Below are 16,776 nucleotides of genomic sequence, written 5' to 3' on the forward strand. Positions count from 1 at the left end.
CGGCCACTGCGCCAGACGCTCCCGGAAGGCCGCCCGGCGGGCTCTCGGTGACCTGGGCCAGGATGTGCCGCGCGGCCTGTGCCAGGTGCAGCCCCCTGGCCGCGCCGGCCCGCCGCGGCCGGGGGCGGCGGGCGAAGACCGTCATCTCGGCTGCATGCTCTCCACGGCGTCGGCCGTGTGTGAGGGATCTCCCTCACCACGGTGCTGCTCGGCTCCTCCTATGGCTGCGTAACCCCACTACTTGACGGGACGGTGTCACGATCGCCGTACCGGGCGGCCGGCCCGTCGGGTAGGGTTGCCGTCCGGCCGGGGAGAGACCTGGCCGTCAAGGAAGCCGAGGAGGTGAGACCCATTACCGCTGTGTCAGCTCGGGTGCTCTCCTCTCGACGTCGCGCCGATCGCCGGTCGTAGGCGATCGCCGGAGCGCCCTTCGGTTCCCGAAAGGCTCTGGGCTTCCATGCCGTCTGTGTCTGCCGTCCCCCCTGCCATGCCGCCGTCCCGTGACTCCGTCGTCTCCACGCTGCGCACCGCGGGGTGCGTCTTCGCCGAGGACGAGGCCGAGTTGATCTTCGCCACCGCGCGCACCCCGGCCGAGGCCGCTGCCATGGTCGAGCGCCGTGTGGCGGGCCTGCCCCTCGAACTCGTCGTCGGCTGGGCCGAGTTCCGGGGGCTGCGCATCGCCGTCGAACCGGGCGTCTTCGTGCCCCGCCGGCGCACCGAGTTCCTGGTGGAGCAGGCCCTGGCGCGGGGGCCGGGGTCCACCGTCGTCGTGGACCTGTGCTGCGGCTCGGGTGCCGTGGGAGCGGCGCTGGCCGCGGCACTCGGCCGCGTCGAACTGCACGCCTCCGACATCGACCCGGCCGCCGTACGGTGCGCTCGCGGCAACATCGCCGCCGTCGGCGGCCATGTCCACGAGGGCGATCTGTTCGAGGCGCTGCCCGTCGCGCTGCGCGGACGCGTCGGAATCCTCGCGGCCAACGTGCCGTACGTGCCCAGCGACGAGATCGGCCTGCTGCCGCAGGAGGCCCGTGACCACGAGCCGCCGGCCGCCCTCGACGGCGGCACGGACGGCCTCGACGTGCTGCGCCGGGTCGCGGCCGAGGCGCCCCGCTGGCTCGCGCCCGGTGGCTGCGTGCTGGTGGAGACGAGCCGGCACCAGGCCCCGGCCGCCGCCGAGGCCTTCGAACGCACCGGCCTGGTGACACAGCAGGCCGTGTCGGAGGAGCTGTACGCCCATGTGGTGATCGGCGTGCGACGGTAGGGGCCTCAGGCCCTCACCCGGGCGGGATCGCCCGCGCGATGAGCAGTGCCACGTCGTCGAAGTTGTCCGGCTCGTGCAGCGTGCGCAGCAGCAGGTCGCAGACGTCCTCCAGCGGCCGGTCGGGCCCGTCGAGCAGGGACAGCAACGTGTCGAGCCGTTCGTCGAGGGGGTCGCGCCGGGTCTCGACGAGCCCGTCGGTGTAGAACACCAGCCGGTCGCCCGGCTCGAGGTCGACGGTGGTCGTGGAGAAGGCGACTCCGCCCACGCCGAGCGGCACCCCGGTCGGCAGGTCGAGCAGCTCCGGCGGCCGGCCGGGCCGGACGCGCACCGGGGGCAGATGCCCGGCGTTGGCGATCCGGCACTGCCGCAGATGCGGGTCGTGAACGGCGTAGACACAGGTGGCGATGGTCTGTTCGAGCCCTGCGGTGATCTTGTCGAGGTGCTCCAGGAGCACATTCGGATCGAGGTCGAGGGAGGCGAGGGTGTTGGTCGCCGTGCGCAGCCGCCCCATGGCCGCCGCAGCGGGGATGCCGCTGCCCATCACATCGCCCACGACGAGCGCCGTCTTGCCGCCGTCCAGCGGGATGACGTCGAACCAGTCGCCGCCCACCTCACTCGTGGCCCCGGCCGGCTGGTAGCGGGAGGCGACCTCCAGCCCGCCCGTCACCGGCGGATGGCTGGGCAGCAGGCTGCGCTGCAGGGTGAGCGCGGTCTCCCGGGCGCTCTGGTACCAGCGGGCGTTGTCGATCTGCACGGCGGCCCGGGCGGCCAGCTCGCGCGCCAGCAGCAGGTCGTCCTCGCTGAACGGCAGCGGATTGCGGGTGCGCTTGAGGTCCAGGGCGCCCAGCACCTCGCCGCGCGCGATCAGCGGCACCGCCAGGTAGGAGTGCACCCCCGCCCGCCCCAGCAGCTCGGCCGCCTCGGAGGAACGGGCGATGTGGTCCAGGTCCTCGTCCTTTACCTCCGGCAGCATCACGGGGCTCGCGGTGCGCACGCACCGGGTGACGAGCCGGTCGGGGGCGTACCGGGCGACCTGCCCGGGAGGGTCGGCCGCCTCCAGCGCCTCGGCGGAGTCGTAGCCCTGCACCGCCAGCGCGCGGATCACGGCGGCCTCGGCGGGGCCCAGGCTGGTGCGACGGCCCTGCACGACCGCGTCCAGCAGGTCGACGGCCGCGATGTCGGCGAGCTCCGGCACGGCCACGTCGGCCAGCTCGCGGGCCGTCTGGTCGAGGTCCAGCGTGGTGCCGATCCGGCCCGAGGCGTCGGCGATCAGAGCCAGCCGCCGGCGCGCGGACTCGGCCTCGATGCCCGCCCGGTACTGCTCGGTGACGTCGACGATCGAGACGGCCACGCCCAGCACGGTCCCGAAGGCGTTCTCCAGCCGGTACAGCGAGATCGACCAGGCGTGGTCCTGGTGCGGGTCGGCCGGGGTGCGGCCGATCGTGGACTGGTCGACGACCGGCCGCCCGGTCTCCAGCACCCCGCGCGCGGCGGCCTCCAGGGCGTCGACGTCCATGCGGGGCACCACCTCGCGGGCCGTGCGGCCCAGGTGTTCCTCGGCCGGCACGCCGTTGATCTCCTCCAGCGCCGCGTTGACCGAGACGTACCGCAGTTCGGTGTCCAGTACGGCCAGCCCGGTCGGGGACTGCGCGATCATCCGCGTCGACAGCGCCACCTCCCGCTCCAGCCGGTGCACGGTCGTCTGGTCGGCGCACAGCCCCAGTGCGTAGACGTCGCCCTGGTCGTCCAGCAGCCGCATGTTGCGGAACTCCACGAGCCGCGTTCCGCCGTCCTTGCGGCGGATCGGGAAGGCCCCTGCCCAGCTCTGCCCGGTGCCCATGACGTCGGCGAAGAGTTTGACCACGAGGTCGATGTGCTGCTCGTGCACCATGATCCGGGCGGCGTACTGTCCGAGCGCCTCCCGCGCCTCGTACCCGAACAGCTCCTCGGCCTGCGGGCTCCACAGCACGATGCGGCCCTCGGTGTCCAGGACCACCGAGGCCACGCGCAGCTCGTCCAGCAGCCCGCTCGGGCGCGCCGATCCGCGCACCGGACCGCCGCCCTCGGACTCGGGAGCCCCGGCTGCACTCATCCCACGCCCCGCCTTCGCCGTCCTCACGGCACGCCGTCGTGTGCCGACACCCCATGTTCTACCGCGCGGAGCCGCTTCTCGAAGGCCCCTTCCGTCACCTTCCACCATCTCCCGACACGGCGCGGGCCGCTCCGCAAACCCGTCACCGGCAGCGGGGCACGCCGGTAGTGCTCGCCGGAAGGTGGTGCTTTGCTGGGGTAGGGATGGATACGGCATCCGGTGGCCACGAGAGGAGCGATCACGATGGTGATGAACCAGGAGCGACCGCACCCCCACTCCGTCTCGGTGGAGATCAGCGGGTGCAGCAAGCAGGACGCCCGGATCGTGTTCGACGCGCTGTGCTCCTGCTTCGAGTCCGACCGGTGCGCCGACGACGTGCCCGAGGACCTGCACGCGACCCGCCCGACCGTGTGGCTCGGCACCTTCGACGTCGCCGACGAGCACGAGGGCGCGCGACCGGTTCACCTGTCGTCCTCCGTCGAAGCCGACCTGCACGGCGGCTACTGGGCGATCGAACGGTTCCGCACGACCCTGGACGCGCTGTTCGACGTGCACGATCTGAGCACGGTCTCCGGCGACCAGGAGAAGGAACTGCACGTGCGACTGCAGAGCCGGTGACCGCCCCTCGCTTCGTCAGCAGACCGAGCCCGGCCCGCCGGTAGACGGCGTGCACCACGGGCAGGTCCGCCGGGTGCACGGGGGCTGCGTCCACACCGTGGAGCCCCTCGTGCGGCAGGCCGCAGCCGGCCGCGGCCGCGATGCCCCCCCCCGCGGGCCGGGAGATCGCCGATGGCCGGAGCGCGGTGGCCGGCTGCTCGTCCTCGGCCGGCCGGCACGGCGGCCAGGAGGCCACCGCAGTGACCTCGGTCGGCCCGCGGGGCGGGCGGCGCCGCGTCCAGCTCCGCCACCGCCGCCCGGACCAGGTCCTCGGCGGCGCGGGCGCGGAAGCCCGGGCGCGGTGCGGACGTCCACGCCGACCTCGCACCGGTGCGGGGCGGCGGAGACGCCCTCACCGCCGGGGCAGTAGGTCACCGTGACCTCCGGCGGCAGCGGGAACACCCCGCTCACCCCGGGCAGCGGGCGGGCCCGTGTCCAGCAGCCGTACCAGATGCGCCGCTCGCGACACCGCACCGACCGCCGTCCGGCGCGACCCGGAGTGCCCCGACGTCCCGTGCACGGCGATCCCGGCCCGCCACGGCCCGCGCCCGCCGACGACCTCGTCGAGACCCGGGGAGCCGATCATCACCCCGGCCGGGCGGACCGCGTCCGGGTCGGCGAGATACGGCCGGGGCGCCCCCGGAGCCCTCCGTGCGCCCATCGGCGCCGAGCAGCACCGCGAGCCCGCCGCGCAGCTCGGCCGCGATGTGGCGGAACGGGGCGGCGGCGACTTTCGAGCCGGCCGCGTTTCGGCCCCGCGGCCGGCCGTCGACGTCCACGCGGCGGGAAGGGCCAGGCCGTCTCGCCGCCGTACGGCGCGGTGCTCACCCAGGCGTCAGCGCCCCCAGGGACCGGGCCGGCCGCCGGCGATCTCCATCAGGTGCGACCGGGCGGTCGGCGTCGTCGTGCAGTCGGCGGTACGGCAGTCCGTGACCGGCGAGCCAGCCCTTCGGAACCGCCGCCAGCACGGGTTCGTGGTCGTCGAGGCCGGCCCGGCCCGGGTGGCGGATCAGCTCACCGGCGAGGCTCCCAACGGCGGAGCGGCCCATGGCCCCTGGTCATGGCCCTACTGTGCCCGCCATCACCTTGTGCAACTAGTTGCATAAACCCTCGGTAGTCCTCTACAACTACAGGCACGACACCGCGCACGGAGGGCCCGATGAGCCGTTACCCGCACCTGCTGACCCCCCTCGACCTGGGCTTCACGACCCTGCCCAACCGGGTCCTCATGGGCTCCATGCACGTCGGCCTGGAGGAGGCCGAGGGCGGCTTCGCGCGCATGGCCGCCTTCTACGCCGCCCGCGCCCGCGGGGGAGTGGGCCTGATCGTCACCGGCGGCATCGCCCCCAACGACGAGGGGCGGCCCTACGAGGGCGGCGCCAAGCTCACCACCGAGGCGGAGGCCGGGCAGCACCGGGTCATCACCGACGCCGTGCACCAGGCGGGCGGGCGGATCGCGATGCAGATCCTCCACTTCGGCCGCTACGCCTACCACCGGGACCTCGTCGCGCCGAGCCCGGTCCAGGCACCGATCAGCCCCTTCCCGCCCCGTGAGCTCACCGACGCCGACATCGAGCGGACGATCGACGACTACGCCCGCGCCGCCCGCCTCGCCCGGCAGGCCGGCTACGACGGCGTCGAGATCATGGGCTCCGAGGGCTACCTCGTCAACGAGTTCATCGCCCTGCAGACCAACCAGCGCTCCGACCGCTGGGGCGGCTCCTACGAGAACCGCACGCGCTTCCCGCTGGAGATCGTGCGGCGGGTGCGCGAGGCGGTCGGCGAGGACTTCATCGTCATCTACCGGCTGTCCATGCTCGACCTCGTCCCGGGCGGCTCGACGCTCGACGAGGTCGTCACCCTCGCCAAGGCCGTCGAGGCCGCCGGGGCGACGATCATCAACACCGGCATCGGCTGGCACGAGGCCCGTATCCCCACCATCGCGACCTCCGTGCCGCGCGGCGCGTACACCTGGGTGACCAAGCGGCTCATGGGCGAGGTGTCCGTCCCGCTCGTCACCACCAACCGCATCAACACTCCCGAACTCGCCGAGGAACTGCTCGCCGAGGGCGCCGCCGACATGGTGTCGATGGCCCGTCCGATGCTCGCCGACCCCGACTTCGTCATCAAGGCCGCGGCCGGCAGGCCCGAGGCGATCAACACCTGCATCGGCTGCAACCAGGCCTGCCTCGACCACACCTTCAGCGGCCTGATCACCTCCTGCCTGGTCAACCCACGCGCCTGCCACGAGACCGAGCTCGTCCTCTCCCCGACCCGGCTGCGCAAGCGCGTCGCCGTCGTCGGCGCGGGCCCGGCCGGACTCGCCTGCGCCGTCTCCGCCGCCGAACGCGGGCACGACGTGACGTTGTTCGACGCGGCGAGCGAGATCGGTGGCCAGCTCAACGTCGCCCGCAAGGTCCCCGGCAAGCAGGAGTTCGACGAGACGCTCCGCTACTTCCGCACCCAGCTCGACTGGCACGGCGTCGACATCCGGCTGAACACCCTGGTCACGGTCGCGGACGTCGACGGTTTCGACGAGGTCGTGGTCGCCACCGGCGTCACCCCGCGCACCCCCGGGATCCCCGGTGCCGACCACCCGAGCGTCGTGGGCTACCTCGACGTCCTGCGCGACGGCGCCCCGGTGGGCGACCGGGTCGCGATCCTCGGCGCGGGTGGCATCGGCTTCGACGTCGCCGAGTTCCTCACCGACGGCGGCGACAAGGCGCACGAGGACCCGGCGACGTACTTCCGGCAATGGGGCGTCGACCTCGACTACCGCGGCCCCGGCGGCCTCGCCGCGCCCGAGCGGCCCGCCCCGCCGCGCACCGTGCACCTGCTCCAGCGCAAGACGTCCAAGGTCGGCGCCGGTCTCGGCAAGACCACCGGCTGGATCCACCGCACCGAGCTCAAGCACCGCGGCGTCACCATGGTCCCGGGCGTGCGCTACGACCGGATCGACGACGCCGGACTGCACATCACCGTCGGCGAGGAGAGCACGGTGCTGGAGGTCGACACGATCGTGCTGTGCACGGGCCAGGAGCCGCGCCGCGGCCTGTACGAGGACCTGCTCGCCGCCGGGTGCAGCGCCCACCTCATCGGCGGTGCCGACGTGGCCGCCGAGCTGGACGCCAAGCGCGCCATCAAGCAGGGCACCGAGCTCGCGGCCGCCCTGTAGGGCGGGAACCCGTCCTTAGGATGAGGCCATGTCACTCCCGCACGCGATCCTCACCGCCCTGCTCGAGAAACCGTCGTCGGGCCTGGATCTGACCCGCCGGTTCGACCGGTCGATCGGCTACTTCTGGTCGGCGACGCACCAGCAGATCTATCGCGAGCTCGGGAGACTGGAGGCCGACGGCCTCATCAGGGCGCTGCCGTCCGAGCAGCCGGCCCGTGGACAGAAGAAGAGCTACGAGGTCCTGCCGACGGGCCGCGCCGAACTGGCCCGCTGGACCTCCGCCTCCCAGGATCCCAAGCCGCACCGCGACGCACTGCTGTTGCGGCTCAGGGCGGCGGCCGTGGTCGGCACGGCGGGCCTGGAGGCGGATCTGCGACGCCATCTGGAGCTGCACGAACGGCAGCTCGCGGAGTACGAGGAGATCGAGAGGCGGGACTTCCCGCCCGGCCGGGACGGCACCGAGGACCGGCTGCGGCATCTCGTGCTGCAGGCCGGCATCGATCTGGAGACCTTCTGGACCCAGTGGCTCAGGCGCGCCCTCGCGGACTTCGCCGAACTCCCGGACGGCGAACCGGCCTGACCGCACCGGACCGCGTCAGGGCGGCGACCCGCCCGACCGGAGCGCTTCGGAAGGGGCGGGCCGCCGTCCGCACCGGATCAGAGCCGGTGCGGCTTGTTGCGCCGGCGCAGGTACCAGGCTGTCGCGAGCAGACCCGATCCGACCAGCGTGCCGCCGGCCACCAGCGTGACGGTGCCGTAGTCCGTCGAGGACCCGCCGACCCCGCCCATGACACCGCGGGACGGCGAGGCCGAGGGGGTCACGGACCGCGAGGGTGAGGGGGCGGTGGAGACCACGACGGACTGCGTGCCCGCGGTGGTGCCGTCCGAGCAGACGACGATGACCGTGTAGGTGCCCGGTGTGACGTTCGACCAGGCGGCGGACTGACTCGTGGACGTCCCCGACAGTGTCACCTGGCGGCCCTGGGCGAAACTGCCCTGACTGCTGGTGAGGAGCGAGGCGGTGCCCCAGCTGCCGTTGATCTGGGTGCACGTGCTGGTCGTGACCGACACCGTGGACCCCGTGGTGCTCACGGAGATACCCGGGCCCGCGACAGCGGGCACCGCGGCCAGGGCGAGGGGCAGCGCGGCGACTGCCACGGTCAGGCCGGAGCGGGAAACTGACGATGAGTTGCGCATGTGGACTGCCCTCCGGCGGCACGGTTGGCGGTACATCCCTTGCGCCGCCGAGGGTCGGGGAACGTCCGTGCTGCCTCAGGGTCAGCCAAGGCGCCCCCGGCCCCGGCCGCACGCCGGGAGCCCCCATGCAGGTGACGGGTTGCTGGCCCGGCCGCTGCCGAGGGATGCGTCAGCGCCCCGCACCCGTCGTCACCGCCTGCTCCGGCGAGAAGCCTCCCCAGGTGCCGTCCGGCAGCATCGCCCGGACGCGGACCCGGTGGGTGACACCGGCTTTCCGTCCCACGTAGAAGCTGTACGTGGCCCGGTCGCGCGGGGCGCTGCCGCCGTAGACCAGGGACGTGGCGGGCCGGCCGTCCAGATGGATCTGGTACTCGGTGACCTCACCGTCCACGCGGGGCGGCACCCAGATCAGGTCGACGTGGTACGCCCCCTCCTCGCGGTGGTCCGTCGCCCGGAAGCCCGTGGGGGCCGTGGCGCGGCCGTCGTCCGCACCCGGGGTGGTGAGGCGCACGGCGGGACCGGCGGGGGAGAGGTTGCCCGCCGCGTCCCGGGCCCGGACGGTGAACGCGTAGGCCGTGCCGGGCCGCAGCCCGGTGAGTACGGCGGATGTCTGGGATCCGCCCACGCTGTGGATCTTCACGTCCCCCTGGTGGATGTCGTACGACACCACACCCCGGTCGTCCGTGGAGCCGGACCAGGACAACTGGACGGCCCGGCTTCCGGCCGCCCGCCCGCTGGGCGCCGCCGGGCGGGTCGGCGCGGAACGGTCGCCGGCTTCGGCCGCGGGTGTCCTGGCCCGGACCTCCCGGCTGCGCTGCCCGAGCCGTCCCTCGGCGTCCCGGGCCCGTACGGTGAAGACGTACAGCGTGGAGGGCCGCAGCCTGGTGACGTCCACCATGTGCTGCGAACCCGGCACCTCCTTGACCTTCGTGGTGCCGCGATACACCTCGTAGACATCGGCCCGGGCGGTTGTGTTCCACATGACGTGCACGCTCGTCGCCGTGCCCGCCGTCGCGGTGACGCCCCTGGGGGCGCCGGGCGGAGAGCCTCCGTCCTCTCCGCTCGCGCCGGCCCGGCCGCAGGAGGCGACCAGCGCGAGAGCCGCGCAGAGCACGACGCGGCGCAGGGAGCGGACGGGGGAAGAGCCTCGCACGACACTGCCTCCCGGAACGGCACTCGACAATGGTCCGGACCAATATGACCTAGCTGACGTGATCGCATCAAGAGGGCGGGTGCGGGGGGCCGCCCATGGAGGGCGTCGCCTCCCGTCGTGCGTGACCACCCGGGAGAGTTACGTATGCTGAAGGTCCTCACGGCCGAATTCCTGTCGGACACGCGGGAGTTCGGGCCTGTCGCGCGGACCGCTGTCGTCGCAGATCCCGCGCCGGCGCGGGTGGCCGGGCGGCCGGAGTCCTCCGCGGACTCAGGCCCCCGGCGCCTGTCGGAGGTGGGGGACATGCACCGTCCGGCCCCCCAGCAGTGGCCGGGTGATCGCCCCGGGCCCAGATTGGGCTGAGTGCCCGTCAGGTCCCCCACGAGAGGCTTCCGTATCGTGCGTGTCCAGTCGCTCACTCTCGCCGCGGCCGGCGCCGCCCTGCTCGCCCCCACGACACCCCCCGCCGCCTCACCCCACCCTGCGGTGTGGCGGGAGAGCACCGTGAGCGCCGCAGACCTGCTCGCCAAGGTGCAGGACTGCGCTCCCGTCTCCCGCGGCCGTTACCGCAGCGACAACGGCGCACCCGCGAACATCCCGGTCTGTGGCACCCGCGACGCCGTGTTCTGGAAGGCCGACATGGACATCGACTGCGACGGCCGCCCCGGACCCCGCTGCAACCGCCGCACCGACCCGTACTTCGCCGCGAGCACGGCCTACGCCCAGTCCGACGGCCGCCCGTTGAGCGCCGAACGCCTGCCCTTCATCGTCGTACCCGCGCCGAGCGGCCTCTGGGACTACCGGGACCACGGCATCGGCGGCGGCTCGGTGGTGGCCGTCGTGTACCGCGACCGGGTGCAGTACGCCGTAGTCGGCGACACGGGCCCGCAGGGCATCATCGGAGAGGCGTCCTACGCGACCGCCAAGGCCCTCGGTATCCGCCCCGACCCGCACGGTGGCGGCGCACCCTCCGGCGTCACCTACATCGTCTTCAAGAACACCAAGGTGTCGCCCATCGAGGACCCCGCGGCCGCCGTGGCGGAGGGCGAGCGGGTGGCGAGGCGCTTCGTCGACGGGGTCCGGGCAGAGGACGGCTGAGCGGCTGACGGCGTGTCACGGGCGCGTATGCGGCCGGGCCGACCGCCGGTCGGGCGGGCCCGGCCGCATCCGTCGCTCACACCTTCCGGTAGGTGTACGCCTCCGCGGCGGCCGCCTCCACCGCTGCCAGGTCCGCCCCGGTGGACGCCGTGACGACCGCGGCCACGGCTCCCTCCACGAAGGGGGCGTCCACCAGGCGGGTCCGTTCCGGGAGTTCGTCGCCCTCCGCGAGCAGTGCCTTCACCGTGAGCACCGCGCTGCCCAGGTCGGTCAGGACGGCCACTCCCGCCCCGCGGTCGACGGACGCGGCCGCCGCGGCGATCAGCTCGGAACTCGTACCGAGCCCGCCGTCTTCGGTACCGCCCGCCGGAGCGACGGGAACCGCCGGGCCGCCGCCCGCGAGCCCCTTCGCCAGCTCGGCGACCGACGCGGCCACCGCCGCGCTGTGCGACACCAGCACGACTCCCACCAGTTGATCGTCACTCACCGGCGGCCTCCGCGAGTGCGGCGATCAGCAAAGCCGACGACGTGGCCCCCGGGTCCTGGTGCCCGATGCTGCGCTCGCCCACGTAGCTCGCCCGGCCCTTGCGCGCCTGCATGGGCGTCGTCGCCACGGCGCCCTCCTCGGCGGCGGTCCGGGCCGCCGCGAACGAGTCACCGAGCGCGTCCACGGCGGGCACCAGCGCGTCGATCATGGTCGCGTCGCCCGGGGCGGCGCCGCCGAGCGTCATGACCGCGTCCACCCCGGTCCGCAGCGCCTCGGTCAGCTGCTCCGCACTGACCTCGCCGGCATCGCCGAGCGTCTTGCCGGTACGGCGCAGCAGCGTCCCGTACAGGGGACCCGAGGCGCCGCCGACCGTCGAGATCAGCTGGCGTCCGGCCAGCGTCAGGACCCCGCCGGGCGTGCCCGGGGCCTCTTTCTCCAGGGCGGCCGCGACGGCTGTGAACCCGCGCTGGAGGTTGCTGCCGTGATCGGCGTCCCCGATGGGGGAATCGAGGGCGGTGAGCCGTTCCGCCTCGCGGTCGACGGACGCTGTGGTCGCCGTCATCCAACGGCGGAAGAAATCGGCGTCGAGCACTGGATCTCCTTGCCTGGTGTGTACGTGGTGATCCTCTACCCCCTGTGTGTCACACGCCCCAGCGCAGCCCCGGGGTCTTCACCGGCGCGTCGTACAGCCGCAGCAGTTCCTCGTCGACCTGGCACAGGGTGAGCGAGGCGCCCGCCATGTCCAGGGAGGTGACGTAGTTGCCCACGAGGACGCGGGCCACGGGGACGCCGCGCTGGGCGAGCACCCGGTGCACCTCGGCGTTGAAGCCGTACAGCTCGAGCAGGGGCGTCGCGCCCATGCCGTTGACCAGGACCAGTACCGGATTGCGGGGCTGGAGGTCCTCCACCACCGCCTCGACGGCGGCCTCGGCGATCTCGCCGGAGGTCATCATGGCGCGCCGCTCCCGGCCGGGCTCGCCGTGGATGCCGATGCCCAACTCCAGCTCGCCGGGCGGCAGATCGAAGGTGGGGCTGCCCTTGGCCGGCGTGCTGCAGGCGCTCAGCGCGATTCCGAAACTGCGGGAGTTCTCGTTCACCTGCCGGGCGATGGCCTGGACCCGCTCCAGAGGCATGCCCTCGGCGGCGGCGGCGCCCGCGATCTTCTCCACGAACAGGGTCGCTCCCGTACCGCGCCGCCCCGCCGTGTACAGGCTGTCGGTCACCGCCACGTCATCGTTGACCAGTACCTTCGCGACCTGGATGCCCTCGTCCTCGGCCATCTCGGCGGCCATGTCGAAGTTGAGCACGTCACCGGTGTAGTTCTTCACGATGAACAGCACACCGGCGCCGCTGTCCACGGCGGCGGCCGCGCGCAGCATCTGGTCGGGCACGGGCGAGGTGAAGACCTCGCCCGGGCAGGCCGCCGACAGCATGCCGGGACCCACGAAACCGCCGTGCAACGGCTCGTGCCCCGAGCCTCCGCCCGAGACCAGCCCCACCTGTCCGGCGACGGGAGAGTCCCGCCGCACGATCACCCGGTTCTCCACGTCCACGGTCAGCTCCGGGTGGGCAGCCGCCAGACCACGCAGCGCGTCCGCTACCACGGTCTCCGGGACGTTGATCAGCATCTTCACGGGTACCTCCAGGTGAGACTGGTCATTGTGCCTCTGGCCTTCATTTTCGCAGTCCGGGAAGTGCCAGGCCAGTTGTCGACCTTGGCGGTCCCCGGCGACCGGCGGCGGGGTGTGGCGGCAGTGGTGCCGCCTTGGCGCCGTCCTGATGACGGGCCGTCAGGCCGACCTGTCCCCGGCGACGATGTTCCCGCCCTCCGCAACAGTCACGGATGGCCCTGCGCGTCCACGGCGACGCCCGCCTCACGGCGTTCCTGCGGAATTCGGCCTTCGGCGTGCGGGCCGACGGCCCGTCCCCCGGGACCGGCTGCTTCGAGCCGCCCTTCGGCCGCCGGGGGCCGCCGGGCGGCGACAAACATGACCAGGCGCGCACTGTGGCAAGTGAACGTCACGCAGCCGCTCGGGGCGCCGTGCCGATGCCGTGCCGCTGCCCCGCGAGGACGGCTGAGGCCGCTGAGCCGGGCTGTCAGCGGGCGAGCACACCGGCCAGCGCGCCCACCCCGGCGGCACAGGCCAGGACCGCGCAGGCACCGGCCGCGTGGCGTCGTAGCAGGGTGCTCCGCAGCTCGGCGTAGCGGCCCTCGTACTCCAGCCGCAGCTCGCCGGCTCGTCGCACGGTGCCGAGTATCAGCTGACGGGTGACGTCGAGCCGCCGGCGGACGTAGTGGCCGGTGAGTTCCTCGGCCTGGGCCGTGGTCAGCCACGGCATCCGCGCGCAGAGATCCTCGGCCTCGTGCTGCGCCTGGTGGCGGTGGGCGTGGGCGAGAAGGTAGCCCTCGGTCTCGTCGGCCAGGGCGTTGCGCGGCTCGCCGGCCGGTGGCTCGCGCCTGCCCCGTCTCACCGTCGCTCGCCCTTGCGCCGTGTGGGCAGGGTGAGGAAGGTGCGGCGGGACGGCGGGCAGGGTGGGTCCCATTCCTGGGAGCGGCCGATGTCCCAGGGGGCGTCGCCCTCGGCCCTTTCGCCCTTCTGGGCGGTCCGCCACACGTGGTGGAGGAAGGGCAGGCTCGACAGGCCGGTGTGTGTCGCCATCAGTTCCTCGGTCGGCAGCAACGGTGCAGGGACGGTCATCCGCCTCGAAGGAACCTATTCCGTTCTGTTCGTCGCCTTTGTCTGCCGTTGAGTGGCCCTGAGTCGAATGGCGGAACGATCCGGTCGACCGAACGGCGGGCTCAGTGCCGCTTGCGCAGGATCACGGCGACCGCCATGGGGACGAGGAGGCCGTGGGTCCGCAGCCGCCGGTGCGCGAGTGCTCCGGCAGGGGCGCCGCGTGAGGTGCCATTTCCGGCGTAAGCGGTTTCTGTGCCTGGGTCGCGTTTTGTTCCGTCGCGAGCGCGGCACTCGGTAAGCCACGAGCGTGCCCCGTGAGAGGTGACCATCGCTGCGTGAGGTGCGCCTGCCGCGCGCCGGAATCCGGCCCGGCCGCCGGGCGGAACAGAGGGTGGTCGATGACGACGATCGGCGTGGAAGAGGAGTACCTGCTGCTCGACCCGGTGACGGGCCTGCCGGTACCTCAGGCGGACAAAGTGCGCGCCGCGGCGGGCGTCGGGCACCTCGTGACCGACCAGGAGGTGCAGTACGAGCTGCTCCAGGCACAGGTCGAGGTGGCCACCCCGGTCTGCGACACCCTGGAAGAGGTCGGAGGCCACCTGCTGCGTCTGCGGCACGCCGTCGGCGTGGCCGCGGAGGAGTACGGCTGCCGGATCGGTGTCTGCGGGACACCACCGCTGCGTCACGGCCGCCCCATCGCCGTCACCGACCAGGCCCGCTACCGGGCCATGGTCACCCAGGCCCCGCAGCTGGTGGCGGAGCAACTGGTCAACGGCACGCATGTGCACGTCGCCGTGCCCGACCGGGAAGCGGGCGTGCAGGTGCTGAACCGGATCCGGTCCCGGCTGCCGACGCTGACGGCCATGGCGGCGAACTCCCCGCTCTGGGACGGCCACGACACGGGCTTCGCGAGCTGGCGCACGGTGATCTTCAGCCGGTGGCCGGTCAGCGGCATGCCCCCGCACTTCCACGACGCCGCGGACTACAACCGGCGCGTGGAACGGCTGCTGGAGTCGGGGCTGATCTCGGACACCGGCCAGCTCTACTGGCAGGCCCGTCTCTCGGCCACCTACCCGACGATCGAGGTGCGGTGCCCGGACGTCCAGCTGCGCGCGGACGAGGCGGTCATGCTCGCCGCGATCGTCCGGGCCCTCGTGGAGACCGCCCTCGCGGAAGCGGTCGCCGACGCGCCCCTGCCCGACCGCGCTCCGGAGCTGCTGCAGGCCGCCATGTGGCACGCCGCCCGGCACGGGCTCGGCGACACCCTGATCGACCCGGGCGGCACACCGCACCGAGCCGGCGACGTGCTCTACGAGTTCCTGCGGCACGTCGCTCCCGCCCTCGACGCATCCGGCGACTCGCGGCAGGTCACGTCCCTGGTCCACCGGCTGCTGCAGGACGGGACCGGCGCGGACCGGCAGCGTGCCGCCCTCGCCCACGGCGGTCTTCGCGCGGTCACCGAGCTGATCAGCGCCCAGAGCACGATGCCATGACGCCGTGGAACCGCTCCCCAGGCCGCGGCCTCTCGCCCCCGCGGGCGTGCGGCGACGGCAGGGCGACGATCTCCGCGTCCCTGCAACCGGCCTACGGGCGGCAGGGCGGCCTCGTGCTCGATGTCCACCGCCATGTCCGGATCGACCTCGGCGAGGGCCCGCAGGACTCCGTCCAGCAGGCCACGTGTGGAACGCGGTCACGATCTGACCGCAACCCGTGCGACCGTGAGCGCGCAAGCCGCCCGGACACCTGGACCACAGGTCGGCACACGACGCGAAGGCCTAGGTGCACCGATGACCGTTCTCGACGCCCGGGCGCTCAACCGCGCCACCCTCGCCCGGCAGTTGCTCCTCGAACGCGCCGACCTGCCGGTCCTCGACGCCGTCGCGCACCTGTGCGGTCTCCAGGCGCAGGAACCGCAGGAGCCGTTCCCGGGGCTCTGGTCGCGACTGCGGGCGTTCGACCCGGCGGAGCTGTCGGACCTGCTGACCGGGCGGCGTGTCGTGCGCACCCACCTCATGCGCCGCACCGTCCATCTCGTCACCGCCGACGACGCCGTGGCCTGGCGCGCCCGCCACGACGGCATGCTGCGCCAGCGGATCCTCGGGGTCTACCGGCACGAGCTCGACGGAGTCGACGCCGGTGAACTCGCGGCGGCGGGCCGGAAGGTCATGGCGGACGGCGAACCCCGCTCCATGCCCGAACTCGCGCGAGCCGTCGCCGACCGCTGGCCCGCGGCGGGGCCCCGGCCCCTGGGTGAGATGCTGGTCGCCGCCCTCCTTCCGACGGTCCAACTGCCGCCGCGCGGGCTGTGGCGCACGAAGGCGGGAGTGCGCTACGCGCTGATCTCCTCCTGGCTGGGACGCGAGATCGACCCGCCCGCCCTGGACGGCTCCGACCCCGTGGGCCAGGCGTTGGTACGGCGCTATCTGACGGCCTTCGGCCCCGCCGCCTCGGCCGACCTGCGCGCCTGGTGCGGTCTCACCGGACTGCCCGCCGCGGTCTCCGCCCTGCGCGAGGAACTGGTCGCCTTCCGCGACGAACGCGGCCGCGAACTCCTCGACCTGCCCGACGCGCCCCGCCCCGACCCCGACACCCCGGCGCCCGTGCGGTTCCTGCCGGCGTTCGACAACGCGATCCTCGGCTACCACGACCGCACCCGGATCATCGACGACGCGCACCGCCACCTGTCCGTCGCCGGTGAACGTGTCGTCCTGGTCGACGGCAGGGTCGCCGCGACCTGGACCGTCGAGGCGGACACGGTGCTCGTCACCCCGCTGCGCCGCTTCTCCCGGGCCGACCGCACCACCGTCGCCGAGGAAGGGAGGGCGATGGCCTCCTTCCTCTCCGGCGGCGAGAGCGACCGGGTACGGATCGCGGCCTCGCCCGTCTGAACCACACCTGCGCGCCCTCGAGATGAGCTGCCCGGCATTGATCGGCGAGCGTACGCGGCTGACAGGCGCACACTGGAAGGGGTGCTGCCG

Annotated in this window: 17 protein-coding genes; 7 read left to right on the forward strand and 10 right to left on the reverse strand. The window is 73.3% G+C overall.

The window, feature by feature from the left end; translation table 11 throughout:
• Positions 1–457: 457 nt before the first annotated feature.
• Positions 458–1,261: a putative protein N(5)-glutamine methyltransferase gene (locus tag ACFU3E_RS04590; RefSeq protein WP_384151940.1), complete on the forward strand. Its 804-nt coding sequence runs from the start codon at positions 458–460 to the stop codon at positions 1,259–1,261.
• 13 nt (positions 1,262–1,274) lie between these two features.
• On the opposite strand, the gene ACFU3E_RS04595 is transcribed toward ACFU3E_RS04590, so the two are convergent.
• Positions 1,275–3,353 carry a SpoIIE family protein phosphatase gene (locus ACFU3E_RS04595; RefSeq protein ID WP_384151943.1) on the reverse strand — a complete coding sequence of 693 codons (2,079 nt, stop codon included), beginning with the start codon at positions 3,351–3,353 and terminating at the stop codon, positions 1,275–1,277.
• Positions 3,354–3,602: 249 nt separating this feature from the next.
• Between ACFU3E_RS04595 and ACFU3E_RS04600 the strand changes: the two genes are divergently transcribed.
• On the forward strand, positions 3,603–3,971 hold the full coding sequence (locus tag ACFU3E_RS04600; RefSeq protein ID WP_384152253.1) for a hypothetical protein: 369 nt from the start codon (positions 3,603–3,605) through the stop codon (positions 3,969–3,971).
• A gap of 391 nt (positions 3,972–4,362) precedes the next feature.
• Here the strand turns inward: ACFU3E_RS04600 and ACFU3E_RS04605 are convergent, their stop codons facing one another.
• Positions 4,363–4,671, reverse strand: a complete 309-nt coding sequence (locus tag ACFU3E_RS04605) for a hypothetical protein (protein WP_384151946.1) — start codon at positions 4,669–4,671, stop codon at positions 4,363–4,365.
• A 163-nt stretch (positions 4,672–4,834) separates the two neighbouring features.
• Positions 4,835–5,059, reverse strand: coding sequence for a hypothetical protein (locus tag ACFU3E_RS04610; RefSeq protein WP_384151949.1), 225 nt, complete (start codon positions 5,057–5,059; stop codon positions 4,835–4,837).
• Positions 5,060–5,169: 110 nt separating this feature from the next.
• On the opposite strand from ACFU3E_RS04610, the gene ACFU3E_RS04615 reads away from it, so the two are divergent.
• Together ACFU3E_RS04615 and ACFU3E_RS04620 are read left to right on the forward strand one after the other, a co-directional pair.
• Positions 5,170–7,185, forward strand: a complete 2,016-nt coding sequence (locus ACFU3E_RS04615) for an FAD-dependent oxidoreductase (RefSeq protein ID WP_384151952.1) — start codon at positions 5,170–5,172, stop codon at positions 7,183–7,185.
• Between the two features lie 28 nt (positions 7,186–7,213).
• A complete protein-coding gene (locus tag ACFU3E_RS04620) occupies positions 7,214–7,765 on the forward strand; it encodes a PadR family transcriptional regulator (RefSeq protein ID WP_384151955.1) in 552 nt (183 codons plus the stop codon).
• Positions 7,766–7,842: 77 nt separating this feature from the next.
• Here ACFU3E_RS04620 and ACFU3E_RS04625 read toward each other — a convergent pair whose 3' ends face one another.
• Both ACFU3E_RS04625 and ACFU3E_RS04630 read right to left on the reverse strand, forming a co-directional pair.
• A complete protein-coding gene (locus tag ACFU3E_RS04625; protein WP_384151958.1) occupies positions 7,843–8,382 on the reverse strand; it encodes a hypothetical protein in 540 nt (179 codons plus the stop codon).
• A gap of 169 nt (positions 8,383–8,551) precedes the next feature.
• The gene (locus tag ACFU3E_RS04630) at positions 8,552–9,535 is read right to left on the reverse strand and encodes a fibronectin type III domain-containing protein (protein WP_384151961.1); all 984 of its coding nucleotides are present in this window, start codon (positions 9,533–9,535) and stop codon (positions 8,552–8,554) included.
• Between the two features lie 399 nt (positions 9,536–9,934).
• Here ACFU3E_RS04630 and ACFU3E_RS04635 point away from each other — a divergent pair, with 399 nt between their 5' ends.
• Positions 9,935–10,633 (forward strand): glycoside hydrolase family 75 protein, encoded by a 699-nt coding sequence (locus tag ACFU3E_RS04635; protein ID WP_384151964.1) that lies wholly within the window; start codon positions 9,935–9,937, stop codon positions 10,631–10,633.
• Between the two features lie 76 nt (positions 10,634–10,709).
• On the opposite strand, the gene ACFU3E_RS04640 is transcribed toward ACFU3E_RS04635, so the two are convergent.
• The 5 genes from ACFU3E_RS04640 to ACFU3E_RS04660 all read right to left on the reverse strand — a co-directional run bounded on the left by ACFU3E_RS04640 (position 10,710) and on the right by ACFU3E_RS04660 (position 13,819).
• Positions 10,710–11,120, reverse strand: a complete 411-nt coding sequence (locus tag ACFU3E_RS04640; protein ID WP_384151967.1) for a PTS-dependent dihydroxyacetone kinase phosphotransferase subunit DhaM — start codon at positions 11,118–11,120, stop codon at positions 10,710–10,712.
• The gene (dhaL, locus tag ACFU3E_RS04645) at positions 11,113–11,712 is read right to left on the reverse strand and encodes a dihydroxyacetone kinase subunit DhaL (RefSeq protein WP_384151970.1); all 600 of its coding nucleotides are present in this window, start codon (positions 11,710–11,712) and stop codon (positions 11,113–11,115) included. Before dhaL ends, ACFU3E_RS04640 begins: the two co-directional genes overlap by 8 nt.
• A gap of 49 nt (positions 11,713–11,761) precedes the next feature.
• On the reverse strand, positions 11,762–12,754 hold the full coding sequence (dhaK, locus tag ACFU3E_RS04650; protein WP_384151973.1) for a dihydroxyacetone kinase subunit DhaK: 993 nt from the start codon (positions 12,752–12,754) through the stop codon (positions 11,762–11,764).
• A 463-nt stretch (positions 12,755–13,217) separates the two neighbouring features.
• Positions 13,218–13,592, reverse strand: coding sequence for a hypothetical protein (locus ACFU3E_RS04655; protein ID WP_384151976.1), 375 nt, complete (start codon positions 13,590–13,592; stop codon positions 13,218–13,220).
• Positions 13,589–13,819: a hypothetical protein gene (locus ACFU3E_RS04660; protein ID WP_384151979.1), complete on the reverse strand. Its 231-nt coding sequence runs from the start codon at positions 13,817–13,819 to the stop codon at positions 13,589–13,591. The genes ACFU3E_RS04655 and ACFU3E_RS04660 overlap by 4 nt, the downstream gene beginning before the upstream one ends.
• Positions 13,820–14,196: 377 nt before the next feature.
• Between ACFU3E_RS04660 and ACFU3E_RS04665 the strand changes: the two genes are divergently transcribed.
• On the forward strand, positions 14,197–15,291 hold the full coding sequence (locus ACFU3E_RS04665; RefSeq protein ID WP_384151982.1) for a glutamate--cysteine ligase: 1,095 nt from the start codon (positions 14,197–14,199) through the stop codon (positions 15,289–15,291).
• 294 nt (positions 15,292–15,585) lie between these two features.
• Positions 15,586–16,686, forward strand: coding sequence for a winged helix DNA-binding domain-containing protein (locus ACFU3E_RS04670; RefSeq protein ID WP_384151985.1), 1,101 nt, complete (start codon positions 15,586–15,588; stop codon positions 16,684–16,686).
• The last annotated feature ends 90 nt before the right edge of the window (positions 16,687–16,776 follow it).

The organism is Streptomyces sp. NPDC057424, from assembly GCF_042803315.1.
Lineage (GTDB): Bacteria > Actinomycetota > Actinomycetes > Streptomycetales > Streptomycetaceae > Streptomyces.

Excerpts from the sequence above, each read along its gene's own strand:
- ACFU3E_RS04605 (WP_384151946.1), bottom strand. The coding sequence starts at position 4,671 with ATGGGCGCACGGAGGGCTCCGGGGGCGCCCCGGCCGTATCTCGCCGAC.
- ACFU3E_RS04620 (WP_384151955.1), top strand. The coding sequence starts at position 7,214 with ATGTCACTCCCGCACGCGATCCTCACCGCCCTGCTCGAGAAACCGTCG.
- ACFU3E_RS04615 (WP_384151952.1), top strand. The coding sequence starts at position 5,170 with ATGAGCCGTTACCCGCACCTGCTGACCCCCCTCGACCTGGGCTTCACG.
- ACFU3E_RS04660 (WP_384151979.1), bottom strand. The coding sequence starts at position 13,819 with ATGACCGTCCCTGCACCGTTGCTGCCGACCGAGGAACTGATGGCGACA.
- ACFU3E_RS04595 (WP_384151943.1), bottom strand. The coding sequence starts at position 3,353 with ATGAGTGCAGCCGGGGCTCCCGAGTCCGAGGGCGGCGGTCCGGTGCGC.
- ACFU3E_RS04670 (WP_384151985.1), top strand. The coding sequence starts at position 15,586 with ATGACCGTTCTCGACGCCCGGGCGCTCAACCGCGCCACCCTCGCCCGG.
- ACFU3E_RS04590 (WP_384151940.1), top strand. The coding sequence starts at position 458 with ATGCCGTCTGTGTCTGCCGTCCCCCCTGCCATGCCGCCGTCCCGTGAC.
- ACFU3E_RS04625 (WP_384151958.1), bottom strand. The coding sequence starts at position 8,382 with ATGCGCAACTCATCGTCAGTTTCCCGCTCCGGCCTGACCGTGGCAGTC.
- ACFU3E_RS04600 (WP_384152253.1), top strand. The coding sequence starts at position 3,603 with ATGAACCAGGAGCGACCGCACCCCCACTCCGTCTCGGTGGAGATCAGC.
- ACFU3E_RS04610 (WP_384151949.1), bottom strand. The coding sequence starts at position 5,059 with ATGGGCCGCTCCGCCGTTGGGAGCCTCGCCGGTGAGCTGATCCGCCAC.
- ACFU3E_RS04665 (WP_384151982.1), top strand. The coding sequence starts at position 14,197 with ATGACGACGATCGGCGTGGAAGAGGAGTACCTGCTGCTCGACCCGGTG.